Annotated in this window: 18 protein-coding genes; 3 read left to right on the top strand and 15 right to left on the bottom strand. The window is 30.4% G+C overall.

Annotated features, from left to right (window positions below):
• Positions 1-560 precede the first annotated feature (560 nt).
• The 3 genes from perR to bcp all read right to left on the bottom strand — a co-directional run bounded on the left by perR (position 561) and on the right by bcp (position 2,519).
• Entirely contained in the window at positions 561-1,013 is a 453-nt protein-coding gene (gene perR, locus AC2D8K_RS06490; RefSeq protein WP_002452366.1) for a peroxide-responsive transcriptional repressor PerR, read from the bottom strand.
• 94 nt (positions 1,014-1,107) lie between these two features.
• Positions 1,108-2,058 carry a phosphoglycerate dehydrogenase gene (locus AC2D8K_RS06485; protein WP_002452365.1) on the bottom strand — a complete coding sequence of 317 codons (951 nt, stop codon included), beginning with the start codon at positions 2,056-2,058 and terminating at the stop codon, positions 1,108-1,110.
• A 5-nt stretch (positions 2,059-2,063) separates the two neighbouring features.
• Positions 2,064-2,519, bottom strand: coding sequence for a thioredoxin-dependent thiol peroxidase (bcp, locus tag AC2D8K_RS06480; RefSeq protein WP_484698278.1), 456 nt, complete (start codon positions 2,517-2,519; stop codon positions 2,064-2,066).
• A 79-nt stretch (positions 2,520-2,598) separates the two neighbouring features.
• Here bcp and AC2D8K_RS06475 point away from each other — a divergent pair, with 79 nt between their 5' ends.
• Together AC2D8K_RS06475 and AC2D8K_RS06470 are read left to right on the top strand one after the other, a co-directional pair.
• A complete protein-coding gene (locus tag AC2D8K_RS06475) occupies positions 2,599-3,888 on the top strand; it encodes a glutamate-1-semialdehyde 2,1-aminomutase (RefSeq protein ID WP_484698276.1) in 1,290 nt (429 codons plus the stop codon).
• A 387-nt stretch (positions 3,889-4,275) separates the two neighbouring features.
• On the top strand, positions 4,276-5,370 hold the full coding sequence (locus tag AC2D8K_RS06470; RefSeq protein WP_484698275.1) for an FUSC family protein: 1,095 nt from the start codon (positions 4,276-4,278) through the stop codon (positions 5,368-5,370).
• A gap of 88 nt (positions 5,371-5,458) precedes the next feature.
• Here AC2D8K_RS06470 and AC2D8K_RS06465 read toward each other — a convergent pair whose 3' ends face one another.
• The 3 genes from AC2D8K_RS06465 to mutY all read right to left on the bottom strand — a co-directional run bounded on the left by AC2D8K_RS06465 (position 5,459) and on the right by mutY (position 9,192).
• Positions 5,459-7,195, bottom strand: coding sequence for an ABC transporter ATP-binding protein (locus tag AC2D8K_RS06465; RefSeq protein ID WP_002452361.1), 1,737 nt, complete (start codon positions 7,193-7,195; stop codon positions 5,459-5,461).
• A 297-nt stretch (positions 7,196-7,492) separates the two neighbouring features.
• A complete protein-coding gene (gene ntdP / locus AC2D8K_RS06460) occupies positions 7,493-8,035 on the bottom strand; it encodes a nucleoside tri-diphosphate phosphatase (RefSeq protein WP_002452360.1) in 543 nt (180 codons plus the stop codon).
• Between the two features lie 113 nt (positions 8,036-8,148).
• Positions 8,149-9,192, bottom strand: coding sequence for an A/G-specific adenine glycosylase (gene mutY / locus AC2D8K_RS06455; RefSeq protein ID WP_002452359.1), 1,044 nt, complete (start codon positions 9,190-9,192; stop codon positions 8,149-8,151).
• Between the two features lie 152 nt (positions 9,193-9,344).
• Here mutY and AC2D8K_RS06450 point away from each other — a divergent pair, with 152 nt between their 5' ends.
• Complete coding sequence (locus tag AC2D8K_RS06450; protein WP_002452358.1) at positions 9,345-10,322, top strand: metal-dependent hydrolase; 978 nt, start codon at positions 9,345-9,347, stop codon at positions 10,320-10,322.
• A 55-nt stretch (positions 10,323-10,377) separates the two neighbouring features.
• Here the strand turns inward: AC2D8K_RS06450 and AC2D8K_RS06445 are convergent, their stop codons facing one another.
• From AC2D8K_RS06445 to AC2D8K_RS06405, 9 genes are all read right to left on the bottom strand, one after another.
• Positions 10,378-11,238 (bottom strand): hypothetical protein, encoded by an 861-nt coding sequence (locus AC2D8K_RS06445; protein WP_484698273.1) that lies wholly within the window; start codon positions 11,236-11,238, stop codon positions 10,378-10,380.
• 8 nt (positions 11,239-11,246) lie between these two features.
• A complete protein-coding gene (locus AC2D8K_RS06440; RefSeq protein ID WP_002452356.1) occupies positions 11,247-12,755 on the bottom strand; it encodes an ATP-binding cassette domain-containing protein in 1,509 nt (502 codons plus the stop codon).
• Between the two features lie 14 nt (positions 12,756-12,769).
• Positions 12,770-13,084, bottom strand: coding sequence for a YfhH family protein (locus AC2D8K_RS06435; RefSeq protein WP_015364863.1), 315 nt, complete (start codon positions 13,082-13,084; stop codon positions 12,770-12,772).
• Positions 13,062-13,880, bottom strand: coding sequence for a recombination regulator RecX (gene recX / locus AC2D8K_RS06430; protein ID WP_002452354.1), 819 nt, complete (start codon positions 13,878-13,880; stop codon positions 13,062-13,064). Before recX ends, AC2D8K_RS06435 begins: the two co-directional genes overlap by 23 nt.
• 169 nt (positions 13,881-14,049) lie before the next feature.
• Positions 14,050-14,859 (bottom strand): monofunctional peptidoglycan glycosyltransferase SgtB, encoded by an 810-nt coding sequence (gene sgtB / locus AC2D8K_RS06425; RefSeq protein WP_002452353.1) that lies wholly within the window; start codon positions 14,857-14,859, stop codon positions 14,050-14,052.
• A gap of 237 nt (positions 14,860-15,096) precedes the next feature.
• The gene (locus AC2D8K_RS06420) at positions 15,097-15,615 is read right to left on the bottom strand and encodes a type 1 glutamine amidotransferase domain-containing protein (protein ID WP_075778667.1); all 519 of its coding nucleotides are present in this window, start codon (positions 15,613-15,615) and stop codon (positions 15,097-15,099) included.
• Between the two features lie 125 nt (positions 15,616-15,740).
• Complete coding sequence (locus AC2D8K_RS06415) at positions 15,741-15,902, bottom strand: SE1561 family protein (protein WP_001830395.1); 162 nt, start codon at positions 15,900-15,902, stop codon at positions 15,741-15,743.
• A gap of 590 nt (positions 15,903-16,492) precedes the next feature.
• Complete coding sequence (locus AC2D8K_RS06410; RefSeq protein WP_484698269.1) at positions 16,493-16,915, bottom strand: helix-turn-helix domain-containing protein; 423 nt, start codon at positions 16,913-16,915, stop codon at positions 16,493-16,495.
• Positions 16,915-17,157, bottom strand: coding sequence for a hypothetical protein (locus tag AC2D8K_RS06405; RefSeq protein WP_046464359.1), 243 nt, complete (start codon positions 17,155-17,157; stop codon positions 16,915-16,917). Before AC2D8K_RS06405 ends, AC2D8K_RS06410 begins: the two co-directional genes overlap by 1 nt.
• Positions 17,158-17,267: the final 110 nt, after the last annotated feature.

The following is a 17,267-nucleotide window of genomic DNA, read 5'->3' as shown; positions in this document are numbered from 1 at the left end:
TTTTTTTCGCTTACAATATCTCATTATATCGCGTTTGTTTAATGAAGTCAACAATAAATTTAAATTCTTTTTTTAAGAAATATGTTATTAATGACTCAACAAAATCTATAATATAATGTTTGAATTGAAAGTTCAATAGTCAAAATTACACTTTATCAACATTTGCTTTAAAAAGTTAATGAAATCTTTTCAAATAGTTAATATCGTTTTGACGACTTTTATATATTACCAAGTAATCATTTTTACGTCAACGTATTTCAACTATTTAATTTGTATAAATTTACTCAAAGTATAGTTAATTTTTATATTAAGTGAACAATAGTTTATAAAGTGTAATCCGCGTCTCAGGATTTATCATTCATCTACCCTTTATGTTGTCTCTGAAATAACTTCGCTATTCTTAATTAATAGTTACTATTCTTTGAATAGGATATAAAGGTGTTCATATGATTAAGTTGATCACATTACTCCATACTAAAAAAATAAACCATGTTTGACAATTATTGAATCAAACATGGTTTTGTTTATTGTTAACTTTTATCTTGATGAGTAAATGATGCCTATTCTTCTTTATCTTTGCATTCTTTACAAATTCCATAAATTTCCATTCGATGATGTGTTACGTCAAATTCAGTAACATGTTGTGCTAGCTGTTCCACTTCGTCTAACTGTGGATAATGGAAGTCAACTATTTTACCGCATTTTTCACAAATAATATGGTAATGATTGTGAGTATTGAAATCAAATCGACTTGATGCATCACCGTATGTGAGCTCTTTTACAATGCCAATATCTTTGAATACTCTTAAATTATTATATATTGTCGCAACACTTATATTAGGAAAATCTGGTGAAAGTGCTTGATAAATTTCGTCGGCACTAGGATGTGTTTTTGAAGAAATCATGAATTTCAAAATTGCTTGTCTTTGTGGCGTTATACGTATACCAGCTTTTCTTAAAGACGCAATTGATTCTTCAAGTTCATGTTCTATTGATTCTAATTCCGCACTCATTTTTTTCACCATCTTTCTAGTTAATAATGATTATTACTTAATACTAATATAACTGTTACAATTTACTAATGTCAATAAAACAGTTGTATTTTCATTAATATCCTTTTACTGGGTCTACTTCATTCTCAATTAGATTTCCATAATTGAGAAAATGTTTTAAGTTTTTGATGAATATTTCTGTAACATCATGATTAATACCATGATCATTGCCTGTAATATGTGCTGTTACAGTTACGTTGTCTAGATCATATAATGCGTTATCTGATGTTAATGGCTCTTTTTCAAATACATCTAAGTAGGCATGTCTTATTTCATTATTACTTAATGCTTTAATCAGTGTATCTTCCTCAACTACAGTACCTCTACCAACATTAATAAACATTGCACTTTCTTTCATGTTCTCAAAGTCTTTGTATTTGATTAAATGAATCGTTTCGTCTGTTTCCGGTAAACTATTGATTACTATGTCTCCTTTTCCTAATAAGTCACTTAGATTATCAATTGTTTGTACCTCATCAAACCATTCTTTATGTTCACCTGATTTACTTACACCTATTACCTTCATATCAAAAGCTTTCGCTAACTTTGCTGTTCGTTGTGCGATTGCTCCTGTGCCTAAAAATAATATACAATCACCATTTAACCTTCTGCCAGTCATTTTCGAATCATATATCCTATTTTGTTGATTAATAAATGATGTTTTCATTTTCTTATAATCATCTAATATAAAAGCAATGATGAATTCAGAAAGTTGTTTTGCCTGTACACCTCTACTATTGGTTAATTTAATATTTCGTTCATTAATATAGTTTAATGGTAATGAATTAACACCAGTAGCATACCAAGCAATCCATTTAAGATTAGGGCAGTCCTCTAAAAATGTTTCATCTAGACTTCCATCATATCCAATTAAGATATCTAGTGATTGTCTGTCTTCATTTGGTATATTTTTAGCTTTTTTAATAAATTTAAACTCCACCTGTGGAAATGTCTCTTTTAATTTATCTTCTAACTCTCCTAATCTGAACAGACTAACTACTTTCATCTATATCACTCCAAAATGTTTTTTAGCTCTTCAATATGGGTCTTAACTTTAACTTTTTCAATAACATCTTTAACTATGCCTTGCTCATCTATAACAAACGTTGTTCGAACTATACCCATACTTTCTTTACCAAATGATTTTTTTAATTGATATACACCAACTTCATTTGAAAGCTGATAGTCTTGGTCTACGAGTAAATCAAAGTTAAGCTCATGTTTCTCTATAAAATTTTGATGTTTTTTCTTAGAATCCCCACTTACTCCATAGATATTGACATTCAAATCATTAAACATTTCAATATTATCTCGAAAATCACAAGCTTCTGTAGTACAAGTTGGCGTATTATCTCTAGGATAGAAATATAATATTGTCACTTGCCCTTTAATCGTTTCATTAGTAATAAGTTCTCCATTTTGATTTTCTAGTGAAAATTCTGGAAATTGATCACCTTTATTTAACATTTAATCACCTGTTTCTTCATTAAGTTAATTTTATGATACGATAATAAGCGACAATATTAAATTAAAAGAGGTTGATAGTATGAACTTTACTGAAAGTGAACGACTTCAGGAATTATCAAATGAATATATTTTAGGTGGTGTAAATTCTCCATCACGTTCTTATAAAGCAGTTGGTGGTGGCGCACCTGTAGTAATGAAGGAAGGTAACGGCGCTTATTTATATGATGTAGATGGCAATAAATTTATAGATTATTTACAAGCATATGGCCCTATCATTACGGGTCACGCACATCCTCATATTACGAAAGCTATTCAAGAACAAGCAGCCAAAGGTGTACTATATGGAACGCCTACTGAATTAGAAATTGAATTTAGTAAGAAATTACGAGAAGCTATTCCTTCTCTAGAAAAAATTAGATTCGTAAACTCTGGTACTGAAGCTGTCATGACTACTATAAGAGTTGCACGCGCTTATACTAAACGAAATAAAATCATTAAATTTGCTGGTTCATATCATGGTCATTCTGATTTAGTACTAGTTGCTGCTGGTAGTGGCCCTTCTCAACTTGGTTCTCCTGATTCTGCAGGTGTCCCAGAAAGTGTTGCTAAGGAAGTAATTACTGTGCCATTTAACGATATTGAATCATATAAAGAAGCAATTAATCATTGGGGTGACGACGTTGCTGCCGTTTTAGTAGAGCCAATTGTAGGTAACTTTGGTATGGTAATGCCCGAACCAGAATTTTTAGAAGAAGTTAATCGTATTACACATGAAAATAACAGTTTAGTCATTTATGATGAAGTGATTACAGCGTTTAGATTTCACTATGGTGCTGCCCAAGATTTACTTGGTGTTATACCTGATTTAACTGCTTTTGGTAAAATTGTTGGTGGTGGCTTACCAATGGGTGGTTATGGTGGCCGTCAAGATATAATGGAACATGTAGCGCCACTTGGACCAGCCTATCAAGCAGGAACTATGGCCGGTAACCCATTATCTATGAAAGCTGGTATTGCATTACTTGAAGTTCTAGAACAAGACGGTGTCTATGAAAAATTAGATAAGCTAGGTAAACGATTAGAAGATGGTCTTTTACAACTAATTGATAAACATCAAATCACTGCCACAATTAATCGTATTTATGGCTCTCTCACATTGTACTTTACTAATGAAAAGATTACTCATTACGAACAAGTAGAAAATTCTGATGGTGAGGCATTTGCTAAATTCTTTAAATTAATGTTAAATCAAGGTATTAATTTAGCTCCTTCTAAATTCGAAGCTTGGTTCTTAACTACAGAACATACTGAAGAAGACATTGATCAAACACTTAAAGCAGCTGATTATGCGTTTAGTCAAATGAAATAATTTTTGATTATTCAAGCGGCTATGATAAAAGAGTCTTTACCTATAATCCTGCTTTGGGGATGCCGTTAATTTATCCAAGACATAATCTTTGTCTTGGATTTTATTTATTTAAAATGATTTAATTCTGGTTTAATAGACTATATCTTATTGAAAATAAATTACCTTTTCTACTTATAAAATTGTACATTTATTTCATGTTAAGTACTGGCTACCTTCTTTCTTATAATTAAACTATTCTCATTATTAAATTTAAGACCATAGTTAATGCAATTTTAAAGTCATCTATAATGGTTATATTCACTTGAAATTTATTGTCAGTCAGTGTATAACAATAGTGAATACGAATTTAATATTATATTCAATAAATCATAAAAGGAGCGCTATTTTTTGAGACTTGGAGCTCGGATTTTAAAAACTGGTATAGCAATTATATTAGCTATGTCTATCGCTTCTTTACTACCTGATGATGTTGGTCTTAAATCATTAGCCGGCGTCAGTGCTGTTGTTGCTATGCAACCCAGTGTCTATAAGTCGATAAAAACAGTTTCAGACCAAGCTATAGGTAACATCATTGGTGCGTTATTGGCTGTCACTATGGTGACGATCTTTAGTGATAATTTCATTATCATGGGTGTCACAGTTATATTATTAATTGCAATTTTATTCAGATTTAACTTAGCCCATGTTGCTACTTTAGCAAGTGTAACTGCATTAATCATTATGGGACAACATACAGGGTCTTTCTATGTTGCCGCTTTCTTTAGATTTGTTCTAGTCATGATTGGTGTACTAAGTTCTTCAATTGTGAACTTGTTATTCTTGCCTCCTAAATTTGAAACGAAAATCTATTATAATTCTGCTAACATTTCATCTGATATATTTGTATGGTTTAAACTCGTACTAAATGATACATCCGAATTTCATAATATTAAACAAGATGGCAATCAGTTAAATACTAGGATTAATAAATTAGAGCAGATTTATAATTTTTATCACAAAGAAAGACCACTATTTAAAAAGCATATCCACGCACAATATCGAAAGAAAATTTTATTCAAAGAAGTAGTAAGAACGACTAGATTAGCATATGAAGTATTAAATAGAATGTCACGTTATCAAAATGATTTACATCAACTAAATAATCAATTACTATTACAGATTAAATTAGAATTGGATTCACTTATTGCTTTTCATGAACAAATTTTAAAAAGTTTATCTAAAAAAGCAAAATATAATGTGGCTCAATTTCAATATGAAGTTGATAATCCTCAAAAGAAAGATTTAATGGATGCCTTTCAAAATGAATTGATCCATAATCCATATCAAACACATTATTCTTATGCTAATATTATGCAAATCATCGCAGCTATTGAAGAATATCGATATCATTTGGAACATTTAGATCGTTTACGAATTAGTTTCTTCACCTATCATCGTTCAGATTCTGATATTGATATCGCTGATGAAGATTTTGATTTATAATACCGAATATTTGTTAGCAATAAATATCCAACTCCAAATTAAAGAAGAGCTTAAGGCAATAAATGCCTTAAGCTCTTCTTTGTCTTATTTATAAATTTTGAATACTGTATAAGTGTTCGTATGCACCTTTTTTATCGATTAATTCTTGATGTGTACCCGTTTCGACAATTTGTCCATTTTGCATCACTACTATCTTATCTGCATGTGTGATCGTTGATAATCGATGTGCCACGATTAAAGTAGTACGGTCCTTACTTAACACATCAAGTGCTTCTTGTATGATTGCTTCACTTTCTAAATCTAATGCACTTGTTGCTTCATCTAAGATTAGTATTGGTGGATTGTTTAAGAAAATACGTGCTATTGATAGTCTTTGTTTTTGACCACCTGATAATTTGACACCACGTTCCCCTACTTCAGTGTCATATCCATCTTGCAAATTCATAATAAAATCATGAGCATTAGCCATCTTAGCCGCTTCAACGACTTCTTCGTCTGTTGCATCAGGTCGACCTAATAAAATATTTTCTTTCACAGTATCAGAAAATAGGATATTATCTTGTTGAACTAAGCCAATTTGATTTCTCAGGCTACCTGTTAGGAAGTCTTTAATATTATGTTGGTCAATCAATATTTCACCATCAGTTACGTCATAAAATCTTGGTATTAAATTGATTAAGGTAGATTTTCCTCCACCACTCATTCCTACAAAAGCAACTGTGTCTCCTTTATTTATTGTCAGATTAATATCTTTCAAAACTTCTTGTTCATTTTCATTATATTTGAAGCTTACATGTTTTAATTCAATTTGTCCTTGTTTAATCTCAATAGGTTGTGCACCTACACCATTTTTAATGTCATAATCTTCATCAATTAATTGAAAAACACGATCCATTGAAGCAAAACTTTGTGTAAGTGTAGTAAATGATGAAACTAAACGTCTTAAAGGTCCAAACAATTGTTCAAGATATCCAACAAATGCTGCTAAGGTACCGACTGTAATTGAGCCACTTATAGCTAAATATGCACCTACACCTATAACAATAATTGGTCCAATATCCGTTACGGTGTTTATCGCTGCAAATGAATATGCGTTCCATCTTGTATGTTTGAAAGCTTTTTGTAAAAAGTTTTGATTTCGATTATCAAAATTTTGAGCTTCATTGTCTTCAATAGCAAAGCTTTTAATAACTGACATACCTTGAACGCGTTCATGTAAAAATCCTTGAACTTCCGCTAATGCTTGAGATCTAACCCTAGTTAACTTTCTTAATCTTCCAAAGAAGAAATATACAGTTAAAATATAAAATGGGAATATAAATATTGCTGCAAATGTTAATTTTACATCAAGGAAGAACATGATCGTTAATGCAATTATAATTGTAATACAATCTAACCAAATGTTCATAAGACCTGTTAAGATAAAATCTTTAGTTTGTTCAACGTCATTAATTACTCGTGAAATCACTTGACCAACTTGATTGTTGGCATAAAAGCGAGCACTTAATGCTTGTAAATGATTGTATAACTGTTTACGAATATCATATAAAATTTTGTTACTTGTCCATTGAGCTAAATATTGTCTTATAAATTCAATTGGTGGTCTTACTATTAAAAAGATAAATAAAGCTATACCTATGGCAATTGCCAAATGTGAATACTTTTCACTAGCGCTTAGGGAGTGATTATTAATAACACCATCAATCGCATATTTTATAAGTAATGGAATTAACATCGGTATACCGAATTTAATAATACCAACAATAATTGTAGCAATGATTCGATATTTGTACGGTTTTACGAATTCTAAATATCGTCTAATCATTTGTTGTAATCCCCCCACATTTTATTTGATATTGATTTATTTAAAATGGAACAGAGGTTGGATACGGTAAATACATCATGAATAACGATTCACTTCAACTATCTCTTTAAATTAGAGAAATAGTTAATAGGTGTTATTCTTCGGTAATTTACTTACATATCTCAACCTCTGAATGATATGATTATCAAGTTTAGCTATATTGATAGAGATTGGTTCATATCTAATAATCATTTTAAATAATCCAATGGCAATATTAAATAATATAAACCATCTCTATATGTTTTACATCTTATTTGCTTAATAATCTCTAATTTTCTTATATCGTTCTTTCCATACTTTAATAAAGTCTGGTGCGAACGGCCCTTTTTTCTGTTCAATCCATTGTTGTAAAATATCAACACTACGTCTCAATATAACATCAATATCATGAGGGTAGTTCATTTGATTCATATGTTGTTCATACTCATCTTCATCTAACAAATGATATTTACCATTTGGATAAACTTTAATATCAAGATCATAGTCTATATATTTTAAAGCTTCCTCATCACATACAAATGGTGAAGACAAGTTGCAATAATAGTAGACACCATCTTCACGGAACATACAAATGACATTAAACCAATACTCTGAATGAAAGTAGACAATAGCTGGTTCTCTCGTAATCCATGTACGACCATCACTTTCTGTTACTAGCGTATGATCGTTACCACCGATAATGACATGATCAGTTCCTTTTAAAATAGTTGTTTCAGACCATACACGATGGATATTACCATCATGTTTATAACTTTGAATCTTTATATCTTGTCCTTCTTTAGGTATGGATTCTTTTACCATACTCCACACCACCTTTATACTTTTTAACCATTTAGATTATATCATATTTATAAAGTACTTCTGAACTTTGATGCAATTAAATTGATACTTTTAATACATTTATTTCCTTACTGTTATCCTTCAATAAATTGATAAATTTTAGCCATAGGTACTGGAAAAGTAAATTGATCTCGTTGTTCTAAATCAAACCATATCATATTCTCAGGTAAAGACGACGCTTCAATCTCAAGTTCCTCTGGTACGCTATACACCTTAATATGCCATGTTAAATGCGTGAATTGATGCTTTAATTTAAAAATCGGTTCAGATAAAGGTTCAATCTGGTGGTTTAATTGCTTTGATATTTGGTCAATTGCATGAGATGTTTCAAACATCGGGAATTCCCACATTCCACTTAATAATCTTTCTTGTCGTTTTTCTAATAGATATTCACCACGTTTATTACAAATGAGAAAAACACTTTGATCAATCGTTTTCTTTTTAACATTCTTAGTTTTAACAGGTAAATCTAATACAGTACCTTTATCGTATGCCTCGCAGTTTTCTTGTACTGGACAAAACATGCAGAGTGGATTTTTAGGTGTACAAATTAATGCACCAAGTTCCATCATAGATTGGTTAAATGTACCAGCTTCTTCACGCACGTATGGTAATAATTCTTGTTCATAAGCTTTACGTGTGGATTGTAGTTTTATATCTCTACTGTCATTATTAAGTCTAGACCAAACTCTAAATACATTACCGTCAACAGTAGGTAGCGGATGATCAAATGCAATACTCATAACTGCCGCTTGTGTATATGGCCCAACACCTTTTAAGGCTTTAAAATTCTCAGGATCTGACGGCACAATACCTTGATACTCATGTTGAACTTCTTTGATTGCATGATGAAAATTTCGTGCACGACTATAATATCCTAGCCCTTCCCAATATTTAAGTACTTCATCTTCATGCGCCTCACTTAAATCCGCAATAGTAGGGAATCGTTGTATAAATCTGTCATAATAATCAATAACTGTTTTAACTTGTGTTTGTTGCAACATAACTTCGCTTAACCATATATAATATGGATTCGTCGTTTCACGCCAAGGCATAGAACGTTGATTTTGATTAAACCATTGCATTATATTTTTTTTAAAATTGTCTTCTAAATACATATATTTCCCTTTCTTCAACGTGTTTTGATGTTTTAAATTAAGCACAAAGGCTATCTTACATACATGTTATATAAATTAATGTGAGTTGATTTTTTTATTCCAACTTTTAGATTATAATATATTATAAATTAAGACGAAATGAGTGAACATATATGGATACAGCCACGCATATCGTGATTGGTGTTGGCCTTACAGCACTTGCAACACAAGATCCTGCTATGTCAGATACATTTGCAGCAACCGCTACAACACTAATTGCAGGATCACTTATACCTGACGGAGATACAGTTTTAAAACTAAAAGATAATTCAACGTATATTTCACATCATAGAGGTATTACACACTCTATTCCTTTTACAATCTTATGGCCTATTTTAATCACGTTTTTAATTTTTGTCATATTCAACCATACGAACCCTTTACATGTATGGATGTGGGCGCAATTAGCTGTGTTCTTGCATGTATTTGTTGATATCTTTAATTCCTATGGTACACAAGCTTTAAGACCTATTACAAATAAGTGGATTCAACTTGGTGTAATTAATACGTTCGACCCAATAATATTTATTATTCTATGTATTGGCGTGGCATTGTGGGCATTTGGTGTACATCCTTACTTAGCCTTTTTCCCGATTATCGGGGTTCTCGTAATATACTATATTGTCCGCTTTAAAATGCAATCATTCTTGAGAAAACAAGCATTGAAGCAAATTAAACAAGAACATAATCCTGTTAAAGTTTTCGTGATTCCTACTTTAAAATTTATGGAATGGCGTATAGCAATTCAAACTGATGAACATGATTATGTAGGTAGATCATTTGGTAGAAACATTGTTTTTAGTGATAAGGTCAAACGTCAACATTTATCAATTGATTCATTATTATGGAAAGTTAAAAACAATAAAGATATTAGGACATTTTTAAATTTTTCATCGATTTATCGTTGGCAAACAACACCATTAGAAGATGGTACTACTGAAATTAGATTAATGGACTTGAGATATTTAAATAATGATCATTATGCATTTGTTGCAATTGCTCATTTAACTCAACAAGATGAAATCGACCACTCATATATTGGATGGGTATTTAGCGAAGATAAACTTCAGCGTAAATTATTCGCCAAATAAAATAGCCGAGGCACTTGGATAACTTCATTCTCCAAGTCCTTGGCTATTTTTCCTATTATTTCTTTTGCTCATTCTCTACTTTTTCATTATTATTTATTTCATTCAAGCTATTTTTTTCATCATTAGATTGAATTACTTTTTGTAGTTTTATATTTTGATTTCTATATTTCGCATGTGCTACATAACGTGACAATGCAAAATTGATAATAGAAATGATTGCAATAAAACATAACATGTATAGATAATATGGAAGATTAGCTACACTCACGTTTCCAAATAACACTGATTGCGCCAATCCATTAACTATATAATATAAAGGGTTTAACATTAATAGGTGTTCGATAAGCGTCAAGTGTGTCTTTGGCATATAAATTATAGGCAATATCAAAAATTCTACTACACAAAAGATATAGAAATATTTATCAATTTTGTAATTTAGTATTTTCAAAAGACCGAATGTTACTGACAATAAACTTATCAACACTATAGAAACAAATAAAAAGAATAACGTCGCTAATAATGAACTTTCATAGTTTATGGGTTTTAATAATGCAATGATAGTCATTAGTATAAATATCACTACACTTCCAACAATCGTGGTAATTACAGTAGGTGTTACTGGTGTAATATGAAAAGATTTCGTAATTAAATAATCTTTAGCATATAATCTATAACATCCATAAAAAGTTAGCATGATAAAGATAAATGCAAATAGTGTTATTAGTCTATATAACCAAATACCATGGATAACTTCTGTAGCATTTGTAAATTTAAAAAATAGTTCTGCGATTAAAATAAACACTAAGCCAACTATAAAACTTAAGGTGAACCACTTCCATAAACTTTTAATTCTTTTTAACGTGTATGTTAAAAGATGTGGTAAGTTTTTAAAATATAATATTATATTATCAATCATGTTTACACCTACAATTCAATATATATCCATTTATTATCTTTTAAATCAGCAATAAAGTAACCATCTCCTGATTTACAAATCCAAATATCCTTCTTGATATTAAACTTATCTTTCAGCTCGCTTTTATTCACAATCGGCATCACAAAACCATTTAATTGATTCTCATCGTTAAATATCATTTTAATCGGCTGAGATGTTATATCAGCAACAAAACGATTATCATCTTCAGGTACTAGTGACTTTTTCACAGAACTATGTTCTTTATGTAAATGGCTATTGAAGTAATCCACATATTTACTGTAGTTGGATTTAATATATGGAGATAGTGTTTTAAAACTATGTTTTTCATATAAACCTGCTGGATTAAAGTATTCTAATTGATTCTTTGCTATAGTATAACGATTACCACTTACATCAATACGATAATTTTTACTGTTTTCACCATCAATAGTCACAACACTATATTTGGGCAAAGTTAAATTACTTGAACCTGAAAGTTTACTACTGCCCTTTAAGGCTATACCGTATGCCAATTTATCCTCATATGTATCTTTAGCTTGTGTTTGAAGTGTGGCTTGGTTATTTTCAGGTACGTTAACTATGCCTAAATTATTGAATATAAATATACCCATCAGTGCTAAACCTAAAATAAAGCTAACCATCAATGTCCAAAATCTTACCAAGAATACTGGTGGTTTAGCATGATTATATCGTTCTATTCGTTTAAAATTATAAGTCATCTCTGGCATTCTTGTTCTACTTTTTTTCCAATCCAGGTCAAATGACGCAAGTGCTTCTTTAGATTCAATACTTTTTCGATCTTTTTCATGTTCTATAAAGGTAGGAATAACTTGGTTTACAGAGCCCTCCATACGAATTTGACCATGAGAAACCCATGTAATATAGTTACTTACTTGTTCGATTTTATCAATATCGTCATCGATAAAGACCATTGTTTGATTATTATCTATGTATTCATTAGATAGTTCTGTAGCTCTATTCATAAATGTTTCATCTAAATATTGAAGCACATGATTTAAAATGATGATGTTAGATTGGCAAGATCTCGCTATACTTAATAACAATTGCGCAAACTCTTGTTTTGACAATTTAGAAATCACTTGTTGCTCATCTACATGGGCATATTGTATCACTTGATCAGCTTTATGATTTGATATTTTATAAGGAAATAATTCAACGATATGAGTGACATAATCCTTAACAGTTTGATGAATCATACGTCTATCTTCAATATCTCCATAATATATATGATCAAGTTGAACTAATTTCCCCTTGTCAGGTTCGATAGATCCGGATAACAACCTTCCTATTAACCTTTTTGATGAACCTGGTTCTCCAATAATACCTAAAGATTCTCCTTGGTATATATGTAGTGAAATATTATTTAAATCAATGTCATCTGCGCCGTAACCAAAAGGTAAGTACCATTTTTTAGTTTTTTTGTTTCTATAATAATGAGTGACTTTCAGTAACTTTAAAACGATTGAACTTCCCATTTTATTTCATCCTTCTACAATTTTAATAATGCAATTGGTAATCCTTCTTCGGGTTCACTACTTTTAATTCGGAATCCCCAAGCAAATATACCTTTCAGTCTTTCAACTTTAAAATATTGATCACTACCATCATTTAATTGATAAATACGACCTAATTCTATTTGGTTACGATCAACAAGGTAGCTTTCTGCTACAATGACTTTACTTTGGTAAACGTCATATTCATTTAAAATACCGTTCATTTCTGCTTTTCTCATTTTTTCTTTATATGTTTGAATTTCATGTCTTAATTCTTGTTCAGACATCTCACTCAATTTCTTCTGTTCCATGTTCGATACCACTTTCTTCTAATTTAGATTTAATTTTATCATATTTATAGCCTTTTCTCATAAGTGTTTCTATCGTTTTTCTTATAACTTGTTGACCTTCATATTTACGTTGTTGCTTGTTATAAACTTTTTCTAAATCTGTTTGTAACATATGGTCCAATTGATCTTCATCTTCTGAAAAGTCTAATTCATCCATAGCATCTTTAATTCTTTCCATCGTATACCCTTTTTGCATCAATGATTGCATGACTTTTTGTTTTACCTTAGACGTCGGTCCTTTCTTAGTTCTAATTACTTTCTGCGCAACTTTAACTATATCCTCTAGTGGCTGTTGCTCTATATATATTTCTGTATACTGGTCGATAATATTAGGCTCTACGCCAGCTTGATACAACTTTTGTTTATATATTTCAGGGCCTTTATCAGTTGTATTAATCATTGTATTTTTTAAACTTTCTGCATAATCATCATGGTCTATTAATTTTTCTTGATAACAATAATCTATAACTTGTTGAATTGCACCTTCAGAAACTTCATTTTTTGATAAATGCTGTCTAACTTCTTTTTCAGTACGTTTTCGATATGACAGAAATTGAATTGCATCATTTAAACCTCTACGATAATGATCATGTTTTTGTATCTGTTCCATATCTGAGGGTTCTAATACTTGACCTTTTTTTAAATTGAATTTAACTAAAGTATCAATATCAATTCCCATTTCAAATTCATTATCAAGATATAGGTTAAACCGCTCTTTATTTTTCTTTTGAACTTCTAATTTAGTGATTTTAGGCATCATGCACCTCCACTTGCGTATTGTATATTACTTATTATGACATAGTTTGATAATTATCTAAAAACCATTGCTTTACAAAAATAAATACCCTATCAGCTACCCAATATTAGGACTTCAGTTACACATAACTGTAATTAAGTCTTTCATATTGCATATGATAGGGTAAGTTTTAGTTACCTAATTGTGCCATTGCTTCTTCATATTGTTCATCTGAAATATAATGAAGTTGTTTCATCTTTTCTAAATTTGTTTTAACTCTATTTATAAAATTATCAGACATATCGTCAATATTATAAACACTTGGTGCATTGACTTTACTAGCTAAAATAGCACTTTGCAAAACACTAATTTGCTTTAAGTTTTGATTATCTTTATTAGTAGTTGCACCGAAATAATGATTGGCTGCACCTTCTACCGTATATTGATTGTCACCAAAATATATATTGTTTAAATAAAAACTTAGTATTTGGTTTTTATCATATTGTTTCTCAACTTTATGTGCTACAAATAATTCTTTTAATTTTCTTGTAAATGAACGTTCGTTATCATAATAATAATTTTTAACAACTTGTTGTGTAATCGTGCTACCACCTTGAACATCATGATCACTTAATGTTGAAAACAATGCACGCGATGTACCCTTAAAATCAAATCCATGATGTTTATAAAATCGTTCATCTTCTAACGAAATAAATGCACCTCTTACATATTCAGGCATTTGATCAGCAGCAACGTAATCATTTTTATTTTCTATCGATTTTAAATCATCCACGTTAGCTCTAGAAGACATAAAGTACATTAATCCTAAAAACAGAACTATGATAATTGTTAATATGATTAAAATTCTCAAAAAAATACGTTTGCTTTTTTTCTTTTTAGGTGGTTTTCCTACTGGTTGGTAATAAGTATTATAGTGAGGTTCACGCATATCTCGTTGATACGTATCATTCGATTGTGCAAATCTATCGCTTCTTTTCATGCATTTGCTCCTTTACTTAAACTCACTGTTATAATGTGAGTTTACCAGTACTTACGTGGTTTAGCTATAGTTAATCATAAAAATCAGTCCCAGGGTGTACGTGATCACAAATGGTATTAACTATATTTTGTTGAAAATTTATAGTTACATTATATCCATTTATATATCAATAAATATAAAAATAGCCTGTTGAAATTAATCAACAGGCTCTATATCAGTGCTTAATTAATGCTTAAATTAATTTTCTAATTGTTTAACAATTTCTCTGTTAAAGTCATCTAAATCATCTGGTGTACGACTAGTTACAATGTTGTTATCTACAACTACTGATTCGTCAACAACATGTGCACCAGCATTAGATAGGTCTTTTCGAACATTTAATACTGCTGTTAATGTTCTACCATTTAAATCATCAGTATCAATTAACACTTGAGGACCATGGCAAATTGCGAAAGCAGGTACATTATTTGTTGTGAAATATTTAGCGAAAGTACCGTATCTACCCTCTGCATCACCACGTAAATGGTCAGGTGCAAATCCACCTGGTATTAATAAACCATCGTAATCTTCTGGTTTAGCATCAGCAATACTTACTTGAACGGTTGCTTTTTCTCCATGTTTACCTACAACCTCTTGGTTTTCATTATCTCCAACGATAACTGTTTCAATACCAGCATTTTCTAATGCTTCTTTAGGGCTTGTTAACTCTATATCTTCAAATTCATCTGCTAAAATAATAGCTACTTTTTTACTCATAATATAATCACCTTTCTATTGTACGATTATATTTATTACTTTCACTCTTTTACATAATTTTAAACATCTTCTAACAAATGAAAACTAATCGTCACTAAAGTGTCACTAATAATGATAACCTATAATTATTTTGAAACTTGTTTCACTTTTTCTTCTAATTGATCTAATAATCCAATCCACTCATCAATGTCTTCAACGCGTACTTCATCAGGGTTTACGTGATCAATATCTTCAATAAATTTGTTTAATCGTGTTTTAATTTGGTCAATCGTTTGTTGTTCACTCATATTAAATAAGCGCTCCTTTAGTTTGTTTTTTGATAATATCATCCTAACAGAATTTGACAAAAAGCGATATAATCTTAATAATGTTTACTGTACTTTTTACAAAATTTAAAGAGAAAGACTCGGTAAAAGTTAGATTTAACTATATTTTGTTATGAATCAATTCATATTAATGATTTACTTCATTTACATATCTAATTTTATACTAACGTCCCCCTCTTTTAGGAGTAATTTTCATGTTAACAACTAATAAAAAACCTATTTCAATACATAATGATCCTTGGGAAGTCGAATTTAAATATATGTAATTTTTGTGAGACGAGAAACGTTGATTTAATGCGGTTTTCGTCTTTTGTATTTTTCTCATTTTCTCAGTTTCAAAACAAAATGGTATCAAAATTGGTATCAAAAAACCACACTCAATTAAGAGTGCGGCTAAAATATTTGAAAGGTCTATTTTGGGAGCCGGAGCATAGGAACTCCAAATATATAGTAACATATTGATAAATAAAAAGCCACGCTCATATGAACGTGGCTAGTAGAATATAGTATCTTAATTTAAAAGACGTTATCGTTAGGTATATTATAACATATTATAAGTTATTTAACTCGTCTTTTACCTCTTGAATTGTGTAATCGAATTGTGTTGGTTCTTCGATTTCTTCGCCGTCGAAATGCAAATTTAAATCTTCATCTTTAATTAATTCAAGAATGTAATCTTTTTTATCAAACCATTGTGGACTAATTTCATACAAGTAGAAACTTTCTCCTTCTTTTGTAATAATTTCTAAGGTCTTATCTTGTTTGTGCATATCTACTACATAAGTTAATTTATTCATTTCAATTCGATCTATTTCGTATTCATATAATTTTTCGGCTGTTTCAAGTGTAACTTTGCCGATTTCACGTTCACCATTTCTTAATCTGGATATTACAGAATTAGAAACACCCGTTTCTTTTGAAATCTCATATGATGTGATATTGCTATTCAATAGATCTCGAATTTCTTTTCTCATTATTCGTTCTCCATTTCTTTAGTGTAATTGATAGCCCAAGAAACTGCAGGTAGGTTTCTACTTGAACCTACGAAAGAACCGCCTTTTTCATAAGTTTCAATCTCAATAGTATCTCCGTTATCTGCAGGGAACACATAGAAACTTTTATTTTCCGTCTCGAATTTAAACCAATCTTTTGTATCCATAAACCATTTACTGCTTTCTTTAGCCCATTGTTTGAATTCAGAATATATATTTAACATTTTATTTTTCCTCCTCGATTACTTTATATTTATATTATAATTGCCAACTGGCAATAAGTCAACAATTATTTTGCCATTTGGCAACATTTTTTTAGGCATAAAAAATAAGG

The sequence above is a fragment of the Staphylococcus sp. 510 genome, assembly GCF_057219715.1.
This window is presented reverse-complemented; position numbering and strand designations above follow the sequence as displayed.